This window comes from Sorangium sp. So ce296 (assembly GCF_051529605.1).
Taxonomy (GTDB): Bacteria; Myxococcota_A; Polyangia; order Polyangiales; family Polyangiaceae; genus Sorangium; species Sorangium cellulosum_D.
In genome coordinates this window covers 7,171,041-7,189,552 of record NZ_CP150325.1, presented here as the reverse complement: position 1 = coordinate 7,189,552, position 18,512 = coordinate 7,171,041, and the positions used below count along the sequence as shown (strand labels likewise).

Annotated in this window: 12 protein-coding genes; 9 read left to right on the top strand and 3 right to left on the bottom strand. The window is 72.0% G+C overall.

Annotated features, from left to right (window positions below; translation table 11 throughout):
- Positions 1-238: 238 nt before the first annotated feature.
- The 5 genes from WME98_RS26780 to WME98_RS26760 all read left to right on the top strand — a co-directional run bounded on the left by WME98_RS26780 (position 239) and on the right by WME98_RS26760 (position 5,569).
- On the top strand, positions 239-766 hold the full coding sequence (locus WME98_RS26780; RefSeq protein WP_063823896.1) for an ureidoglycolate lyase: 528 nt from the start codon (positions 239-241) through the stop codon (positions 764-766).
- 153 nt (positions 767-919) lie between these two features.
- Positions 920-1,756 carry a TrmH family RNA methyltransferase gene (locus WME98_RS26775; RefSeq protein ID WP_437335709.1) on the top strand — a complete coding sequence of 279 codons (837 nt, stop codon included), beginning with the start codon at positions 920-922 and terminating at the stop codon, positions 1,754-1,756.
- A 13-nt stretch (positions 1,757-1,769) separates the two neighbouring features.
- Positions 1,770-2,468 carry a hypothetical protein gene (locus WME98_RS26770; RefSeq protein ID WP_437335708.1) on the top strand — a complete coding sequence of 233 codons (699 nt, stop codon included), beginning with the start codon at positions 1,770-1,772 and terminating at the stop codon, positions 2,466-2,468.
- A gap of 198 nt (positions 2,469-2,666) precedes the next feature.
- Positions 2,667-5,033 (top strand): (Fe-S)-binding protein, encoded by a 2,367-nt coding sequence (locus tag WME98_RS26765; protein WP_437953875.1) that lies wholly within the window; start codon positions 2,667-2,669, stop codon positions 5,031-5,033.
- A 275-nt stretch (positions 5,034-5,308) separates the two neighbouring features.
- Positions 5,309-5,569 carry a hypothetical protein gene (locus WME98_RS26760; RefSeq protein WP_437953874.1) on the top strand — a complete coding sequence of 87 codons (261 nt, stop codon included), beginning with the start codon at positions 5,309-5,311 and terminating at the stop codon, positions 5,567-5,569.
- Positions 5,570-5,650: 81 nt separating this feature from the next.
- Here the strand turns inward: WME98_RS26760 and WME98_RS26755 are convergent, their stop codons facing one another.
- On the bottom strand, positions 5,651-7,855 hold the full coding sequence (locus WME98_RS26755; protein ID WP_437953873.1) for an autotransporter assembly complex protein TamA: 2,205 nt from the start codon (positions 7,853-7,855) through the stop codon (positions 5,651-5,653).
- Positions 7,856-8,271: 416 nt separating this feature from the next.
- Between WME98_RS26755 and WME98_RS26750 the strand changes: the two genes are divergently transcribed.
- From WME98_RS26750 to gspC, 3 genes are all read left to right on the top strand, one after another.
- Positions 8,272-8,829, top strand: a complete 558-nt coding sequence (locus tag WME98_RS26750) for a ubiquinol-cytochrome c reductase iron-sulfur subunit (protein ID WP_437953872.1) — start codon at positions 8,272-8,274, stop codon at positions 8,827-8,829.
- Complete coding sequence (locus WME98_RS26745) at positions 8,826-10,613, top strand: cytochrome b N-terminal domain-containing protein (protein ID WP_061628105.1); 1,788 nt, start codon at positions 8,826-8,828, stop codon at positions 10,611-10,613. Before WME98_RS26750 ends, WME98_RS26745 begins: the two co-directional genes overlap by 4 nt.
- Before the next feature lie 270 nt (positions 10,614-10,883).
- Entirely contained in the window at positions 10,884-11,840 is a 957-nt protein-coding gene (gene gspC / locus WME98_RS26740; RefSeq protein ID WP_437953871.1) for a type II secretion system protein GspC, read from the top strand.
- A gap of 30 nt (positions 11,841-11,870) precedes the next feature.
- On the opposite strand, the gene WME98_RS26735 is transcribed toward gspC, so the two are convergent.
- Both WME98_RS26735 and WME98_RS26730 read right to left on the bottom strand, forming a co-directional pair.
- A complete protein-coding gene (locus WME98_RS26735) occupies positions 11,871-13,472 on the bottom strand; it encodes a protein kinase domain-containing protein (protein WP_437953870.1) in 1,602 nt (533 codons plus the stop codon).
- Positions 13,473-13,577: 105 nt separating this feature from the next.
- Positions 13,578-14,177: a hypothetical protein gene (locus tag WME98_RS26730; protein ID WP_061629390.1), complete on the bottom strand. Its 600-nt coding sequence runs from the start codon at positions 14,175-14,177 to the stop codon at positions 13,578-13,580.
- A gap of 430 nt (positions 14,178-14,607) precedes the next feature.
- Here WME98_RS26730 and treS point away from each other — a divergent pair, with 430 nt between their 5' ends.
- Positions 14,608-18,003: a maltose alpha-D-glucosyltransferase gene (gene treS / locus WME98_RS26725; protein WP_437953869.1), complete on the top strand. Its 3,396-nt coding sequence runs from the start codon at positions 14,608-14,610 to the stop codon at positions 18,001-18,003.
- Positions 18,004-18,512 lie beyond the last annotated feature (509 nt).

Genomic DNA, 18,512 nt, shown 5'->3' with positions numbered 1-18,512 from the left:
CTTCCGAAATGTCGATTTGTGAACAATCCGCATGACTGACTCCAGGGTCGCTCGCGTTACCCGACGGGTAAGGCGTCGCGCCGTGTCATGCAAAACCTCGGCCTCGTGGCGGTCGCGGGGTGTCCCGCCGGCCGCCCCGGCGGCGTGGTACCCTTCGCTTCCGCGATCGCGCCCGCGGCCTGGGCGCTCGCCGCAGGAGGGCCACACGCGTGGCGCACCGCCACAGCCGCCCGTTCCGATGAGCCACCGCCCGCGCATCGCAGCCCATTCGCTCAGCCCTGCAGCCTATGCGCCGTACGGCGACATCCTCATGGCCTCGCCGCACGGCCAGCCCGGCAGGCCGGCCAACCAGGGGACCGCCCGCCGTTTCGATCACCTCGCCGCGATCGAGAACCTCCGCCCCGGGCAGGCGGCGCTGAACGTCTCGGTCTTCCGCTGCGCTCCGCGCTCGAGCTTCCCGCTGCCGCTCGCGCTCCTCGAGAAGCACCCCGGCTCGACGCAGGCGTTCGTGCCGATGAACGCGCGGCGCTACCTCGTCGTCGTCGCCCTGGGCGGCGACCGGCCCGACCTCACGACGCTCGCCGCCTTCATCGCCCACGGCGCCCAGGGCATCACCTATCGCCCCGGCGTGTGGCACCACCCCATGATCGCGCTCGACGCCGAGGCCGACTTCGTCTGTCTGGTCTGGGAAGACGGCTCCCCCGGCGACTGCGCCGTCGTCGAGTACGCCGAGGGCGAGCGGGTCGCGATCGCGATCGAGCCCTGACCGCCGCTCCGCCCCGCCGCCCGCGCCGGCCCGGCGAGGCGCCACGGCCCGCGCCGGCGCAGGCGGGGCCGCGGCGGAGGCGGTCCCTCCGGGCCGCGATGGGCCGCAGCCTCCGGGGGCGCGCCGCGCTATAGAGGCGCCCCCGACCCAGCCATGCGCCGCTCGACCCCCAATTGCTCGTTCGTCGCGCAGGAGCAGCGAAGGCTGCTCGCCGCGCTCGATTCCCTCGACGTCGCCGCCGTCGCCCGCATCCTCGAGGAGTTCGTCACCGACGAGCGCAAGGCCCGGCTGCGCGGCGTCATCGCGGCGCGGCTCGACGCCGTCACCGTCGCCATGGACGCGCCGCACGACCCGCACAACGGGGCCGCCGTGCTCCGATCGTGCGACGCGTTCGGCCTGCAGCGGCTGCACATCATCGAGCGCGCCGAGCAGTTCCTCGTGTCGAACACCGTCTCGCGCGGCTCCGAGCGCTGGGTCGACGTGCGCACGCACGCGACCACCGAGGCCGCGGTCGCGGCGCTCCGCGCCTCGGGGCACGAGCTCGTCGCGACCCGCCCGGACGGCGAGCTGACCCCGCGCGATCTCGCGGGCATCCCCCGCCTCGCGCTGGTGCTGGGCAACGAGCGCGACGGGATCCGCCCCGACCTCGCCGCCGCCTGCGCCCGCGCCGTGCGCGTCCCGATGCGGGGCTTCGCGGAGAGCCTCAACGTGAGCGTCACCGCGGCGATCCTGCTCGAGCAGGCGACCAGCGGCCGGCCCGGCGATCTGCCCGAGCCCTACCAGACGAGCCTCTACGCCCGCGCGCTGGTGCTCACCGTCCCCCACGCGGCGGAGATCCTGGCCGCGCGGGGCATGCGCCTGCCGCCGCCGCTCGGAGGAACGCCGCCCCCTCCGCCGCAGCCGCGCGGCCCCAAGCCGCGGAGGCCGGCGGCGGCCCCCGCGCGGGAAGAGCGCGGCGCCGGCGCCCCGCAGGAGCCGGAAGGCGGCTAGCATGCAGCCCCCCATGCGAAGCCCCGGTCCCCCGCGGCGCGAGCGCCGAGCCCGCGGCGCCATCCCGAAAGCGACCCCCGGCCCCGGCGCGCGCCTCGCCGGCGTGCGCGGGGCGCGCGCTGGGGCGAGGCGCGCGCTCGGCGCGGCGCTCGCGGCCCTGCTCCTCGCCGGCTGCATCGAGGTGCCGCCGCCCCCGCCCAGGCCGCCCCTCGAGCCGAAGGACCTCAAGGTCCCCGAGGGCGTCGGGCTCGAGATGGCGTGCACGCCGACGGGGGTCGAGCTCTGCTTCGACGCGCGCGACAACAACTGCAACGGCGTCATCGACGAGGGGTGCGGGCTCCACACCGGGATCCTCCAGTTCACGATCGCCTGGGAAGAGGCCGAGGCCGACGTCGACCTCAACGTCTACGATCCGGCGGGAGAGCTCGCCCGCGTCGGGGAGCCGACGGCGAGCGGCCTCATGAAAGATCGCGACTGCCCGCGCGTGAGCGGCGAGTGCCAGGAGCAGAACGTGGAGAACGTCTTCCTCACCGAGGGCGAGCCGGCCCGGGGCCGCTACCGCGTCGTCGTGCGGCTCGACAAGCTGAACGACGCGACGGCGCCCGTCCGCGTCCGCCTGAGCGCGCGGGTCGGCCAGCGCTCGTACAGCATGGCGCTCGACCTGTCTCCCTCGCCCGCGAGCGAGGAGAAGAGCGTCGAGTTCACGCTCTGAGCCCCGGCGGGCACGCCTCCGGCCCGAGCGCGATCCGCGAGCGCGCGCACCAGCGACTCCGCCCTTGCAGGAACGGGATCCAGCGACAGCGATCCGCGCGCTTCACCGCCGCCGCGCGGTTGACGTCCGCCATCCCCCCACCTTAAAAGATGTGGCCATTTTGCACCCGGAGACGTCCCGCGAATGAATCCCATTTGGATGCTCACATTGCTCGTCGGCCTCTTCGCCGCCTTCGCGTGGAGCGCCAACCGGCGTTGGCAGCTCCTCAAGGTCGGGCGCGGGGAAAACCGGCTCGACCGGCTCGCCGAGCGCCTCAAAGGCACCTGGGAGTACGCCTTCCGCCAGCGAAAGATGGGTTACTACCCGCTCGCCGGGCTGGCGCATAAGCTCATCTTCTTCGGATTCCTGGTTCTCCTGCTCCGCACGCTGATCCTGTGGGGGCGCGGCTTCGACCCGGCGTTCGACCTGTGGATCCTGGGGCACGACCCGGTGCGGCTGCCGGGCATCGGCGCGGTGCCGCTCGGCGGCATCTACGAGTTCGTGAAGGACGTCATGGCCTCGCTGGTCGTCGCCGGCGCGCTCGTGTTCATCTACTACCGGGCGATCAAGCGCGAGCGACGCATGACCCTGTCCGGCGAGGGGCTGCTCATCCTCGGCATCATCGTCACGATGATGCTGAGCGACATGCTCTACGACGGCGCCTCGCTGGTGCTGCACCACCGCTGGTCGGCCGCGGCGTGCGCCTCCGGCGACGCGGCGCTCTGCGAGCGCGTCGCCACCGTGACCGCCCCGTTCGCGGGCGTCCCCGCGGACCCGGCGGCGCTCCGGTGGCACCTGTTCCCCGCCCCGGCGGGCTCGCTGTTCGCCGTGCTGCTGAGCGGCGCGAGCCCCGGGGTCCTCGTCGTCCTCGCGCACGTCGGGTTCTGGACGCACGTCACGCTGGTGCTCGTGTTCCTGAACCTGCTCCCGTACTCGAAGCACTTCCACATCATCACGTCGATCCCGAACGTCTTCACGCGCAACCTCGACCCGCGCGGCCGGCTGCCGCTCGTCGCGGGCAGCGCCGAGGCGATCGGCGAGATGGTCATGAAGGCCGCCGAGGAGCCCGAGAAGGCCGAGCCGGTCGGCATCGGGCGCATCGAGGACTTCACCTGGAAGGCGATCCTCGACTTCTACACGTGCACCGAGTGCGGCCGCTGCAGCGACAACTGTCCGGCCCACAAGACGGGCAAGATCCTGAGCCCCAAGCAGCTCACGCTCGACCTGCGCGACCACCTGTACGGCCGCGACGTCGAGTTCCTCAACCGGCCCGGCGGCCCGCGGGGCGAGAGCAACGGCCACGCGGCGCAGGCGAACGGCCACGCCGGCGACGGGGCGGCGGCGCAGGACGGCCAGGGCGCGGAGGCGCAGGAGGGCGCCGGCCACGCGGAGCAGGCGGCGCCGGAGAACCCGGTCCCGACCCCGGAGGCCGGGTACAAGCCGGTCGACCTCGTGGCGAACGTCGTCCACCCGGACGTGCTCTGGGCCTGCACCACGTGCCGGGCCTGCGAGGAGCAGTGCCCGGTGATGATCAGCTACGTCGACAAGATCGTCTCGATGCGCCGCCACCTGGTCATGGTGAAGGGCGAGTTCCCGGCCGAGCTCGGCAATCCGTTCAACGCGATCGAGGTCAACGGCAACCCGTGGAACCTCGCGCGCATCGATCGCGCAAACTGGGCCGAGGGGCTCGAGATCCCGACGATGGCCGAGAAGCCGCAGGCGCCGGTGCTCTACTGGGTCGGCTGCGCGGCGAGCTACGACGACCGCGCGAAGAAGATCGCGCGCGCGACCGCGCGGCTCCTGAAGGCGGCCGGCGTCGACTTCGCGATCCTCGGCCAGGAGGAGACCTGCACCGGCGATCCGGCGCGCCGCGCGGGCAACGAGTACCTCTTCGCGATGCTGGCCGAGCAGAACGCCGCGACCCTGAACGGCTACAAGGAGCAGGGCGGCATCCGGAAGATCGTCACGACCTGCCCCCACTGCTTCAACACGCTCGCCAACGAGTACCCGGACTTCGGCGCGAAGTTCGAGGTCGTGCACCACACGGACTTCCTGCTCGGCCTGGTCGCCGAGAAGAAGCTCGTCCCCAAGAAGCCGGTCGAGGGGAAGGTGGTCTTCCACGACTCCTGCTACCTCGGCCGCTACAACGACGTGTACGAGCAGCCGCGCGACATCCTGAAGCGCATCCCCGGCGTGCAGCTCGTCGAGGCCGAGGGGTGGAACCGGCAGAAGGGGCTCTGCTGCGGCGCCGGCGGCGCGCAGATGTGGATGGAGGAGCAGAACAAGGACCGCGTGAACGTCAAGCGGACGCTGCAGCTGCTCCAGACCGAGGCGAAGACGATCGCGACCGCCTGCCCGTTCTGCCAGACGATGATCACCGACGGGCTCAAGGATCAGTCCAAGGAGGACTCGATCCGCCAGCTCGACGTCGTCGAGCTGCTCGAAGAGAGCTGCGCCCTCGACCGCCCGGCCAGCAGCCGCGCCGCCCAGGAGGCCGCCGGCTCCGAGACGGCCGCCAGCGCCTAGCTTCCCCTACATTTCCGTTGTGAACGCACGCGGGATCGCCGCGCCGTGGGGCCCATGGCGTACGATCCCGCGCGTTTCCCCACATTTGCGCCCTGGAGCAGGCCTGACGAGGATCAGGCGCAGCCTTCTCGTGCGTCCCGTCTCGGCCTGAGCTAGATTCGGCCGTGCCGCCGGAGGTGGATGTGATTGAAGGCGCTCTGAAGGGGACCGCGAACCTGGACCCCCGCCCTACGCTGGAGGGAGCCGCGAATGCGGAGCACCGGCTGAGGGGGACATTGACTCACCCGATCTGCATCTCGGTCGACGCGGTCGCCGACAGCGCGCTGCGCGCGCGTCAAGCAGCCTCGGGCGTGACCGAGCTCCGCTGCGATGTGTGCGACGCGGCCATCGAGGGCGAGCCCGCCGGGCGCGGCCTCTACGTGTGGTCGCGCGGCGATGAGCTCCGGATCGAGGAGCCCGCCCTGTGCGGCGGCTGCGCCGTCGCCATCGGAATGACCGCGCTGTCCGCCTGGAACGCCGAGGAAGAAGAGGGCTGAGCCCGCCTCCCCCGCCGCGCCGAGGGGCGACGGGCGCGGGCCGCGCCGCCGCCCGGCGGCTCGCTCCCCCTCGGCATCCCCTCAGAACGCCTCGCCGATCGCCAGGTTCACGGCGATGGGCAGCACGCCGAACAGCGCGTCCGGCGTCCGTTCGTCCGGGGGCCAGCCATCCTCCCCGGGCGTGCACTCGCCGAACACCTGCATGCACGGGACGCGGTAGCCCACGTCGAAGCGCAGCGGGCCGACCGGCGTGGTGTAGCGCAGCCCGACGCCGGCCGAGAGGTGCGGCCGCTGCGCCCCCGAGCGGAACAGGCTGAGCTCCCGGGTGACGTCGCCCGCGTCGGCGAAGATCACGGTGCCGAAGCTCTCGCCGAGCGGTATCCGGAGCTCCAGGCTCGCCTCCCAGAGCAACCGGCCGCCGATGGGGACCAGCGGGGCCTCATCGCCCTGGGTATCCCCCTGGCCGGTCAGGCTCGGCACGCGGGCGTGGGGGCCGACCTCGTTGAACCCGTAGCCGCGGTTGCTCGTCGCGCCGCCGCTGAAGAACCCGCGGAACTGCATGAGCTGGACGTCGGCCCCCACGTCCGCCCGGCAGCCCGCCCGGGCCGGATCGCCCTCCGCGAGGGTGTCGCACCGGGTCAGATCCGCCGACGACGAGTCGCCGTAGCCGCTCGGGAACAGCCACCCGGTCGTCATGCGAAAGCCGAGGGTCCATTTCCGCGAGACGGGGAGGTAGGCGCGAAACTCGGGCTGGAGGCGGAGGTCGCGCGCGGCGCGGACCTCGTGCCCGACGATGGCGTTCGCCAGCGCGGTGTCGAACCGCAAGTACCCGGCGAGCTGCGCGTCCAGCGCGACGTAGTAGCCATGGTGAGGGGTCAGCCGGTCCGGCTTGCCCGCCCGGTTCAGGCGGCGATCGTAGGACACGAGCGCTTGCAAATATGGGATGAAGATGGACTGGAACCCCAGCGGCACCGGCACGTCGTTGTAGGTGAACGGGCTGTTGAGCTGAACGTTGTAGAGGAGGGCCGCGTTCAGGTCCGATTTCAGGAACGGCCGCTCCAGGCCGATGGAACCGACGTACTCGCGGTAGCCGACGATCGCGTGTTCCGGCGGCTCCTGAGGAGGGTTTGCTGCACTTCCTGGCTCCCCCTCTTCTGGTTTCTTTGCCGTATCGGGCTTGGTGCAGAACTCACCGGTCCGCGGGCAATAGAGCTTGAACGAGCCGCGCAGCACCGCGGCCGTGCGCCGCTCGAACGCCCCCGGCTGGCGGAGCTCGGACCGCAGCTGGATCTCCGGCAAGAGGCGGAAGGTGTCCCCGAGGTCCTCGCCGAACAGGGTCGAGAACTCGACCGGATAGAAGACCAGCCCAGGCCGGGCCTCGATGTTGAAGCGGCGCAGGCCGCCGAGGAAGTTGCGATCTTCCCACCCGGCGACGAGGTGCGCCTCGACGCGCGAGCCGACCTCGGCGCCGCCGCCGAGCTTCACGGCGCGCAGCGCGGCCGGCTCCACGGAGAACGTCACGGGGACGACCGGGCTCCTCGGCTGCCCGGCCGGCGCGAGCTCGGGCTTCACGGCGACGGCGCCGAACACGCCGAAATCGGCCAGCGCCTGCTCCGCCTCCGCGAGCGCCGCGGTCGAGAAGCGCTCGCCCTCCTCGATGCCGATCGCCGTCCTGACCGGCCCCTCCGGCAGCTCGCCGAGCCCCTCCAGCTTCACCTTGCCGAACGTGCACTCGGGGCCGAGCTCGATCGTGTAGCGGACCCGCGCCTCGTTCTTCACGAGGTCGACGTCGACGTGCCCCTCGACCGTCGCGTAGGCAAAGCCGCGATCGGTGAGCACCCGGAGCAGCGCCTTCTTCAGCTCCTCGTACTGCTCCTCGTCCAGGCGCTCGCCGACCCGGAGCCGGGCCTTCGCGTCGGTCACCGGCCGGACGACGTCCTTGCCCTTCTCCAGGGTCCAGTCCCGCCACTGTAGATCCACCGAGGCGATCTTCACCGGCTGCCCCTCGGAGACGACGATGCGCACCCGCACGCGCCCCTCCTTGCCGGGGCCGCCGGTCCGCTGCACCCGCGCCGCGCGCGCCCGCGCGTTGTAGAACCCGCGCGCCCGGTAATACCGCTCGATGCGGGCCATGTCCCGCTCGAGGACGAACCGGTCGAACCGCTCGTACTCGACCGTGAGCGCGTCCCAGATGCTCAGGATCGGCACGGGCTCGAGCGCGCCGCCGAGCAGATGCGAGCTCTCCGCCGTCGCGATCCGATCGGCGAGCTCGTCGCCGCTGATCACCTCGTCGCCGTCGAACGAGACCTCCTCGATGGCGCACCCGCTGAGGTCCGGGCGCGTGCACGCCGGCGGTTGACGCGAGGCGGCACAGGCGGAGACGCCCAGCGCTGCGAGCGCCGTGAGCGCTGCGGCGACGGATCGCGACGGCCGGACCTGAACACCTGAAAGAGAACTTTCGGTTGAGCCGGCGACGATGCGATCGCCCCGGCGTGCGCGATGGCGAGGATTCAACGTTAGGCCCGTGTTTTCGATATGCTGCCGTCCACTTCGGCCGCCAGAGGCCCGCTCCGAGTCTGAGCGGGCCCTCGGAGCGGCGCGAGCGAGGGAGAGCCTACGAGATGGCAGAGCCGACGCAAAAGGAACCTGGTGCCGGTGGGTACCCGGGATATGGATTGCCGCATGAACCTGGTGCCCCCGGGGTGCCCGCGAGCGCAGGCGCGCCGTTCGGAGCCCCGCCCCCCGAGGAGCGGCGCGGCGCCCTGAAGGCGCTCGTGGCGATCGGCGGCCTGGCCTACGCCGGCGCGATCGCCGTGCCGGCGGCGACCTTCATCGCCGGTCCTGCCGGCAACGCCGGCGCGTCAAGCGGGCGTGAGCGCTGGGTGCGGGTCGGGCGGCTCGCGGATCTGCCGCCGGGAGAGCCCCGACGCCTCAAGGTGATCGGCGAGGAGCGCGACGCCTTCACGGTCGCGAAGGATCAGATGCTCGGCGCCATCTGGGTCATCCGCGAGGGCGAGAAGCTCCGCGCGATGAGCGCCACGTGCCCGCACCTCGGCTGCGGCATCGAGCTCAACGACGACAAGAAGAGCTTCAACTGCCCGTGCCACGCGTCGCGCTTCGCCCTGTCGGGCGTGCCGGAGACGGGGCCGTCCCCGCGCCCGATGGATGCGCTCGCGACGCGCGTCGTGGACGGCTGGGTCGAGGTGGACTTCCGGCGCTACCGTGACGGGACCGCCGAGCTCCAGGAGATCGCAGGATGAGCTTCGGCGACTGGCTGAACGAGCGCGTCGGCTACCGCGAGCCCCTCCGCCGCCTGCTCGACGAGCCCATCCCCGGCGGCGCACGCATCGGCTACGTCTGGGGCGGCGCGCTCGCGCTGCTGCTGCTCGTCGAGGCCGTCACGGGCGCGCTGCTCATGTCGGCGTACGCGCCGAGCGCGACCACGGCGTGGGCGAGCGTCGCGCACATCAATTTCACCCTGCGCGCCGGGTGGCTCATCCGGGGCCTCCACTACTTCGGAGCGCAGGCGCTCGTCATCCTGATCGGGATCCACGTGGCGCAGCTCGCGATCCACGGCGCGTACCGCGCGCCGCGCGAGGTCGGCTGGTTCCTCAAGCTCGGCCTGCTGCTGATGGTCCTCGGCTTCGCCTTCACCGGCAACCCGCTCCCGTGGGACCAGGACGGCTACTGGGGCACGCGCGTCGAGACGGGCATCATGGGCGCGGTCCCCGTCGTCGGGCCGCTCACGCAGGAGCTCGTGGTCGGCGGCAGCTCGCTCGGCCACCTGACGCTGACGCGGCTCTACGCGCTGCACGTGTTCGTGCTGCCGGCGGCCACGGCCCTGCTGCTCGCCGGGAGCTTCGCGCAATTCCGCAAGCACGGCTTCGGCGCGCCCCACGGCGCGAACCTCTCGAAGTCCGACCGGTTCTTCCCGAAGCAGCTCGGCATGATCCTCCTCGCCGGCGCGGTCGCGCTCGTCGTGCTCTTCGATCTCGCGGCCATCGAGCACGGCGCGCCGCTCGAGGCGCCCGCGGACCCGGTCAGCGACTACACCGCCCGTCCGGCGTGGTACTTCCGCCCGCTCTTCGAGCTGCGCAAGTTCTTCCCCGGCTCGCTGGAGCTCATCGCGACCGTCGGCTTGCCGGGCGTGATCGGGCTGTACCTCGCCCTGCTCCCGTTCATCGACCGGAAGCCCGGCCCGCTCCGCGCGCGCCTGCCGGCGCTCGCGCCGCTGTTCCTGGTCGGCCTCGGGGCCGCCGGCCTCCTGGCGAAATCGTTCGCGTCCGACGCGAAGGACGAGGGCTACCAGCGCTCGCAGGCGCAGAACGCCCAGCGCACCGCGCGCGCGATCGCGCTGTTCAAGCAGGGCGTCCCGCCCGAGGGCGCGCTCGCGATGCTGCGCAACGATCCGGAGACGCGCGGCGAGGACCTCTACAAGAAGGAGTGCGCGAGCTGCCACCGGCTGAACGATCTCGGCCCGCCCAAGGACAAGCAGACGGCGCCGGACCTCACCGGGTTCGGGACGAAGGCCTGGGCGCTCGAGGTGCTGAGGGATCCCGACGCCGACCACCTCTTCGGCAAGACGCCGTTCAAGGAGATGATGCCGTCGGTGGTCAAGCCGCCCGCGGATCCCGAGGCGGCGAAGGTGTTCACGCCGATGAGCGCGGCCGACCAGGAGACGATCGCCGCGTTCCTCGAGGCGCAGGCGCGCGGGGAGCCGAGCGCCGGGACCCAGGGAGAGAAGCTGGTCCGGCAGCGGTGCACGAGCTGCCACCGGCTCGACGGCAAGACCGACGACGAGGAGTCGGCCGCGCCCGAGCTCCGCGGCTGGGCCTCGGTCGCGTGGATCGAGGCGCAGATCGCGAACCCCGGCAGCGGCAAGGCCTACCCGCCGGCGGCCATGGCGAAGGATCTCGAGGGCCACATGCCGGCGTTCGAGGAGAAGATCTCCGCGAACGACCGGAAGATCCTCGCCGCCTGGGTGTACCGCCGCGGCCGCGGCGAGGCCGCGGCCGGCGCCCAGGCGCCCGAGAAGAAGCCCTGAGCGCGCCGCGCTCGGGCCCCCGCCGTCCCAGACCTCCCTCCGCTCGCTCCTCCTCTCGATGAACGCCGGCGCGCGCTGATCCGTTCGGGTCGCGGCGCGCTGGCCGGCGCTCGCGCGCGCCCCGGCGCGCGCGCCGGCATGCGCGGTGCTGTGCGTCCCCGAGGGCGGGGGCCGGTGGCGACATCGTGCACGGTCGCCTCCCACGCCGGCGTGCGCGCGGCGCTCGCATCGACGGCGGCGGCGCGCGCGCGCCCAGAAAGAGCAGGATCCGTGGACCTGGATGCGGCCGTGAAGCATCACTTCCCGTGGATCGCGGGCACGCTGATCGCGTCCGCCGCCTATTTCCAGGCAGCGGGGGTCTCGCACCTGCTCGGGAGGACGATCATCCCGGACAGAGCCGCGGGGGTCGCGTCCCTGCCGCGCGCCTCCGGCCGCACGCAGCGGAACGACCTGCACGCGACGAACGCCGACGCGATCCTGCAGCGCAACCCGTTCGACGCGGCGACGGGGCCGCTCCTGCCGGCGCCGGGCGGAGCCCCCGAGGCGCGCGCGGCAGCGGCGGGCGGCGATCCGTGGCGCGATCCGATCTGCGACGCCGGGCGCGTGGTGCTCATCGCGGCCTCGCAGGACGACGCGTGGTCGTTCGCGGCCATCGAGGGCCCCGACGGACGGACGCAGCTCCGGCGGCTCGGCGGCGACGCGCCGGGGGGCACGCTCGCGCGCATCGCCTGGGACCGCGTCTGGATCGCCGCGGGCGGCGCGCGCTGCCAGCTGATGCTCGGGAAGAGCGCGCGCGCGGCCGCGCCGGAGCCGCCGCCGCCGCCGCGGCCCCAGGCGAGGCCGGTCGGCGGCGATGGCGGCATGAGCTCGATCCCGCCGGAGATCGCCGCCCGCATCCGGCGGGTGAGCGCCACGGAGTTCAACGTCGACCGGTCGGCGGTGGACCAGATCCTCGAGCAGCAGGCGCTCCTCATGCGCTCCGCTCGGGTGATCCCGGAGCGGCAAGGGGGCCGCGTCGTCGGGCTGAAGCTCAGGATCAAGCGGGGCTCGCTGCTCGAGTCGCTCGGGCTGGAGAGCGGCGACTCGCTGCGGTCGATCAACGGCTTCGACGTCACCGATCCGCAGAAGGCGCTGGAGGCCTACGCGCGGCTCCGGACCGCGAACCACCTGTCCGTGGCGATCGAGCGCGGCGGCCAGCTGATGACCGTCGACTTCAACATCCGCTGAAGGCGTCGGCGCCTCGGAGCCCCGCGCGGCTCAGCCGAGGGCGTCGAGCGTCGCCTTGGCCGCCCGGCCCGTCAGCGACGGCGGCGCGACCGACTCCCACCACGCCGCCGCGTGCTGCTCGGTCCACTCGGCGTCCAGGCGGAGCGCGGCGAGCCGCTCGGACAGCTCGCGCGCGGACTGCGGCCGCTTCGCCGGATCCTTCTCCAGGCAGTCGAGCACGAGGCGATCGAGCGCCGGCGGGATCGGGCGCCCCACGCGCTTCGACGGCGCGACGGGCGCCTCGGTGGCGTGGAGCAGCACCATCTTCATCGCGGTCTCGGCCTCGAACACGAGCGCGCCCGTGAGCAGCCAGTAGGCGACGCACCCGAGCGCGTAGATGTCCGTCCGGCCGTCGATGGGGCGGTCGCCGACCACCACCTCCGGCGCCATGAACGCGGGCGTCCCGGTGATCGCGTTGTCCGCCGTCAGCGTGGAGGGGGCCGCGTCCTTCTTGCGCACGGCGACCAGCCCGAAATCGAGCACCTTCAAGAAATCGAGATCCGCGCCGTAGCGGCACAGGAACAGGTTGGCGGGCTTGATGTCGCGGTGCACCAGGAAGGCCCTGTGCGCCTCGTGCAGCGAGTGGCAGGCCTGCCGCAGCAGGTGGACCACCCGCGCGGGCGGCTGCGGGCCGTCCAGCTTGACGAGCGTGTCGAGGTCCATGCCGTCGAGCAGCTCCATCACGTAGTAGAACGACCCGTCGCGGGCGACGCCGAAGTCGAAGATGCCGATCGTGTGCGGCGACCTCAGCGCCGCGGTCGCCTGCGCCTCGCGCTCGAACCGCGCCTTCGCGTTGCCGCCGCTCGCCGCCTCGCCCTGGAACGCCTCCGGGCGGATCAGCTTCACGGCCGCGGGGCGCGCGAGCATGCGGTGCCTCGCCCGCCACACCTCGCCCATGCCGCCGCCGCCGAGCCGCTCGACGAGGCGGTAGCTGCCGAGCTCCCGCGCCGCGTCGAGCTTGCGCCCGAGGCCGAAGACCACGCGCGACACGAACACGGAGAGCGCGAGCGCGATGACGCTCGGGAAGAAGCGGCGGAACATCGCCTCGCGCGCGGGCATCTCCATGAAGCCCCACCGGACGAGCACCCAGAGGCACGCCGGGTCGGTGAGGATCGCCAGCGTCGAGGTGAGCAGGGTGCGAACGCTCGGGGCGGGGATGATGATGGGGAACACCAGCACCCAGACGGCCACCGGCGGCCAGCCCGGCAGCATCGGCCCCTCGGGCCACGGCTGCGCGTTGGTGATGACGGAGATCGAGGCGGCGCCCAGGACCTTGTAGGCGAACGAGAGGTCGACGATCCGCGGCGGCGAGAGCAGCCGCCGCCGCGCGACGACGAAGAGCGCGGCCGAGACGAGCACGAACGGCAGGAAGACCGCGAAGCGGATCGGGCGGGGGCCGAGCGCGACGCCCGGGAAGAGCTCCGACACGATGAAGCCGGCGGCGCCCGCGACGATCGTGAAGAGCGCCACCCACGCGATGCGCCGCACCGCCTCCTCCTCGAGGTCCGGGGGGAGCCGCGGCGACAGCCACTCCCAGCGCGCCCTCGCGCAGGGATTGCTGGCGTCGGGGCCGAGGAAGATGGTCTCGCTCATGCGTCGCGCGCGGCGCACGGCCGCGCCCGCCAGCCTCTAGGGGAGCACGCAGGCGGGGGGAATAGAAGAGGAGCGCGGCGCCCCCCGCCGCGCGCTCCGGCGGCTTTACTTGGAGAAGACCTGCGCGGCCGCGAGCCCGGTGCCCTTCGTCGCCTTGAGGATCACCTTGCCCGGGCCGCCGACCGGCAGCGGGTTCTTCCAGCAGCCGGAGGCCTTGCCGCCGAGCGTCGCCGCGGCGCCGGTCGTGCTGTCCTGCGCGAGGACGACGGGCGGCAGCCCGGGCGCCGGCTGCGACACGAGCTGGATATCCAGCTCCTGGACGCCGATGCCGATGCCGACGACCGTGTAGCACTTGCCGGCCGAGATGGTGATGTCCTGCTCGAGCGTCTGGCCCTCCTGGAACTGCCCCGCGAACGGCCCGCCGTCCGCCTTCATGCCCGGCGCCTCCGTCGTGCCCATCCCCTGCAGGACGGGCGTCGCGGCCACCGCGGCGACCGGCGGGATCGGCGTGGCGGCCGTGCCCGCGGGCGCGGCCGTGGCCGTCGTCGTGGGCACCGTGGTCGCGGTCGTCGGCACGGCCGACGCGCACCACTGGCCCGGCGGGCACGGGTTGCTCGGGTCGATCGTCGGCTCAGGCGTCGACGAGCACGCGAGCGCTCCGAGCGCGGCCAGGGAGAGCGGGAGTACGTGGAAGACACGCATCATGAGAATGCTCCTTCGATGGGCATGAGCTCGCCCGATCACTGAACGAGGTGCCGGGGCTTCTTACACCGGCTGCGGTTCGACGTGTGGGCCGAGCGCGCGACGCAGCGGCCTCGACAGCGCGGGGGCGACGAACGGCAACGAACGTCAACGGACGGCGCCCGCCGCCGCCGCGCCGCTTTGCGCCCAGCGCGCGGCGTGCTATCCGAGGTTGGCCTGCGCGGTCTTGCAATTCCAAGTAGTTAAACTATACACGTGATTCGCGTCACCTGCGTGGGACGGCAGTGCGCGCCCAGTGGTGGACCTCCCCAGCGTGCCTTGCCTCCTGGCCTCCTCCGGCCCAGGCGGCGTGCTCACGCCGCGGGGGGCCGTCCCGCTGTGTCCTGAGCGCCCGGCGTCATCGCGCGGATAACGCGCATCCGTCGGAGCAGCCATGAGCCAGGATCAAAAGCCCCCTCCCGCCGAAGGCAGCGCCCTCTGGTACAAGGACGCGATCATTTACGAGCTCCATGTCCGCGCGTTCAGCGACTCGAACGCCGACGGCATCGGTGACTTCGAGGGGCTCGTCGACAAGCTCGACTACCTCCAGGATCTCGGCGTCACTGCGATCTGGCTCCTGCCGTTTTACCCGTCGCCGCTGCGCGACGGCGGATACGACATCGCGGACTACGCGAACATCAACCCGTCTTACGGGACGCGGCGCGAGTTCGCCCGCCTCCTGCGCGAGGCGCACCGCCGCGACATCCGCGTCATCACCGAGCTCGTCCTGAACCACACCTCGAACGAGCATGAGTGGTTCCAGCGGGCGCGGACCTCGCCCAAGGGCTCGCGCTGGCGCGACTTCTACGTCTGGAGCGACACGCCCCACCGCTACAAGGACGCCCGGATCATCTTCAAGGACTTCGAGACGTCGAACTGGGCGTGGGATCCGGTGGCCAACGCCTATTACTGGCACCGCTTCTACTCCCACCAGCCCGACCTCAACTTCGAGAACCCGGAGGTGCACGCCGCCGTGTTCAAGGTGGTCGACTTCTGGCTCGAGATGGGCGTCGATGGGCTGCGGCTCGACGCCGTGCCGTACCTCTACGAGCGCGACGGCACGAACTGCGAGAACCTGCCGGAGACGCACGAGTTCTTGCGGAAGCTCCGGCGGCACATCGACGCGAACTTCTCCGATCGCATGCTCCTCGCCGAGGCCAACCAGTGGCCCGCCGACGCCGCGGCGTACTTCGGCAACGGCGACGAGTGCCACATGAACTTCCACTTCCCGCTCATGCCCAGGATGTTCATGGCGGTGGAGCTCGAGGACAGCTTCCCGATCGTCAACATCCTGAAGCAGACGCCCGTGGTCCACGAGACCTGCCAGTGGGCGACGTTCCTCCGGAACCACGACGAGCTCACGCTCGAGATGGTGACCGACGAGGACCGGGACTACATGTACCGCGTCTACGCGCAGGAGCACACCGCGCGGATCAACCTGGGCATCCGGCGGCGGCTCGCCCCGCTGATGAAGACGCGGCGCCGGATCGAGCTGATGAACGCGCTGCTCTTCTCTCTGCCGGGGACGCCCGTCCTCTATTACGGCGACGAGATCGGGATGGGCGACAACATCTATCTCGGCGACCGCGACGGCGTGCGCACGCCGATGCAGTGGAGCGCCGACCGGAACGCCGGCTTCTCCCGGGCGAACCCGCAGAAGCTCTACCTGCCGATCATCATCGACCCCGAGTACCACTACGAGGCGATCAACGTCGAGGCGCAGCAGCAGAACCCCGCCTCGCTCCTCTGGTGGATGAAGCGGCTCATCACCCTGCGCAAGCAGAACAAGGTGCTTGGCCGCGGCACGATCGAGTTCCTGCACCCGGACAACAACAAGGTGCTCGCGTTCATCCGCGCGTACGGGGACGAGCGGCTGCTCATCGTGGCGAACCTGTCGCGGTACGCGCAGCACGTCGAGCTCGACCTCGCGCGCTTCGAGGGCATGGTGCCCGTCGAGCTGTTCGGCAGGAGCCGCTTCCCGGAGATCACGAGCCGCAGCTACCCGCTGTCGCTCGGGCCGCACGACTTCTTCTGGTTCGCGCTGGAGCCGGCGACGCCGACGGCGTCCGTGGGCGAGGCCCAGGCGGTGCCCGCGATCTCGACGAAGGGCTCGTGGCGGGCGCTCCTCTCGCCCGAGGGGCGCAGGGCGCTCGAGCCGGCGCTCGGGAAGTTCATCGCGGCGCGGCGCTGGTTCCGCGGCAAGGCGCGCACCCGGCGCACGACGACGCTCGCGGACGTCATCCCGATCCTGCGCAGCGAGCAGACGGTGGCGGAGCACTACCTCCTGCTCGTGCGCATCGAGTACACGGACGGCTCGCCGGAGACGTACGTCGTGCCGATCGGCTTCGCCACGGGCGATTACGCGCGGACGCTCGCCACGCGGACGCGCCACGCGGTGATCGCCGACGTCACGGTGCGCGATCCGGAGCCGGACGCCGCGGCGGCGCCGGAGGGCGTCCTGTACGACGCGCTGACGACCCCGGAGTTCGCCGCGCTCGTCCTCGCCGCGATCCGCGCGCAGGGCGTCGCGACCGGCGCCGCGGGCGAGCTCCAGGCGCTGCCGTTCGGCGCGACGCTCGAGGCGCTCGGCGTGGAGGGAGAGCTCCCGGCGCGCGTCGCCGAGAGCGAGCAGAGCAACACCACGATCATTTACGGCGACAAGCTGCTCCTCAAGATCTTCCGGCAGGTCGAGGAGGGCATCAACCCGGAGCTCGAGATCGGCAGGTTCCTGACCGACCACCAGTTCCCCGCGACGCCGCGGCTCGCCGGGGCGATCGAGTACAAGGGCCGCGGCCGCGAGCCGACCACGGTGGCGATGCTCCAGGAGTACGTGCAGAGCCAGAGCGACGCGTGGACGAGCACGCTCGAGTCGCTGAACCGCTTCTTCGAGCGGGTGCTCACCGACGAGGGGTCGGTGAAGGGGAGCGTGCCGCCGATGCCGACCGGCACGCTCGTCGACGCGTCGCGCGCGGCGCCGCCTCCGGTCGTGAACCAGCTCATGGGCACCGAGCTCGTGAGGATGCGGCTGCTCGGCGAGCGCACCGCGCAGCTCCACCTCACGCTCGGCAGGGAGAGCAAGGACCCCGCGTTCGGGCAGCAGCCGTTCACGACGCTGCACCAGCAGTCGATCTTCCAGTCGGCGCACGGCATGCTCTCGCGCACCTTCACGCTGCTCCGGAAGCGCGAGCGCTCGCTCCCCGAGAACGTGCGCGAGCAGGTGTCGGCGATGCTGCAGCGCGAGGCCGAGATCAACGCCAAGCTCCAGCAGATCGTGTCGAGGAGGTTCGACGTCGCCCGCATCCGGACGCACGGCGACTTCCACCTCGGCCAGGTGCTCTCGACGGGCGACGACTTCATCTTGATCGATTTCGAGGGGGAGCCGGCGAGGCCGCTGAGCGAGCGCCGCTACAAGCGCGGCCCGCTCCGGGACGTGGGCGGGATGCTGCGCTCGTTCGACTACGCCGGCGCGTCGGCGCTCCGGGACGCTCGTCTCCGGCCCGAGGACGTCGCCGTCCTCAAGCCGTGGACCGACGCCTGGGTGGCGTGGGTCTCCGCGAGCTACCTCGCGGGATACCTGGAGACGATCGCGCGCGCTCAGGCGAGCGCCGAGCCGCGGGCGGACGAGACGGCGCCGTACGTGCCCGCGAGCGACGCGGATACGGTGCTCCTGCTCGACTTCTACCAGCTCGAGAAGTGCATCTACGAGGTCGGCTACGAGCTCAACAACCGGCCCGACTGGCTGGACATCCCGCTGCGCGGGCTGGAGCGTCTGATTACGCCCGGGACGTAATAACCTCCCGGCGCGCCTCCCTCCCCTTCCCTCCCCCTCCAGCCGGTCAGGCCGCATCGGGCGCCGCCCAGCCGGGCGCGGATGGTGGCCCAATTTGCCCCGGAGTGATTCACATGAAGGCGGGAAGGCAGGAAGATCATTGATCTTTTCTTCCCGCCTTCATGTTCAAATCCGGCCACCCTCCGGGCGCACCCGATGCGCGGCGCTCGCGGAGACCCGGCTCGCGCGCGGGCTGCAGCTCGTTGCCCGCGCGGGCCGCGCCCACCGCGACCGCGACGGCCTGTCCGGCGGCGCGCGCGTCGGCTCTCCCGAGGAGAAGGTGCTTTGGCGTGGGACGACTGGCTTGCTCGGCAGGCGAAGAGTCGAGTCGGACGGCGGGCATCTCTGCTAGGCTGGCGGCCTGCGCGGCTGACGAACAGCACCAGGAGCGCGGTTGGCCTGAACCTCGGGCCAGGAGGTCCTACCAGTGAGCAGGAGTTCGCAACTCGGCCTGGGACTACGCATTGCCG

Bases quoted from the DNA above. Each gene is read 5' to 3' on its own strand.
- WME98_RS26780 (WP_063823896.1), top strand. From the start codon at position 239: ATGAGCCACCGCCCGCGCATCGCAGCCCATTCGCTCAGCCCTGCAGCC.
- WME98_RS26775 (WP_437335709.1), top strand. From the start codon at position 920: ATGCGCCGCTCGACCCCCAATTGCTCGTTCGTCGCGCAGGAGCAGCGA.
- WME98_RS26770 (WP_437335708.1), top strand. From the start codon at position 1,770: ATGCGAAGCCCCGGTCCCCCGCGGCGCGAGCGCCGAGCCCGCGGCGCC.
- WME98_RS26765 (WP_437953875.1), top strand. From the start codon at position 2,667: ATGCTCACATTGCTCGTCGGCCTCTTCGCCGCCTTCGCGTGGAGCGCC.
- WME98_RS26745 (WP_061628105.1), top strand. From the start codon at position 8,826: ATGAGCTTCGGCGACTGGCTGAACGAGCGCGTCGGCTACCGCGAGCCC.
- WME98_RS26735 (WP_437953870.1), bottom strand. From the start codon at position 13,472: ATGAGCGAGACCATCTTCCTCGGCCCCGACGCCAGCAATCCCTGCGCG.
- WME98_RS26730 (WP_061629390.1), bottom strand. From the start codon at position 14,177: ATGATGCGTGTCTTCCACGTACTCCCGCTCTCCCTGGCCGCGCTCGGA.
- treS (WP_437953869.1), top strand. From the start codon at position 14,608: ATGAGCCAGGATCAAAAGCCCCCTCCCGCCGAAGGCAGCGCCCTCTGG.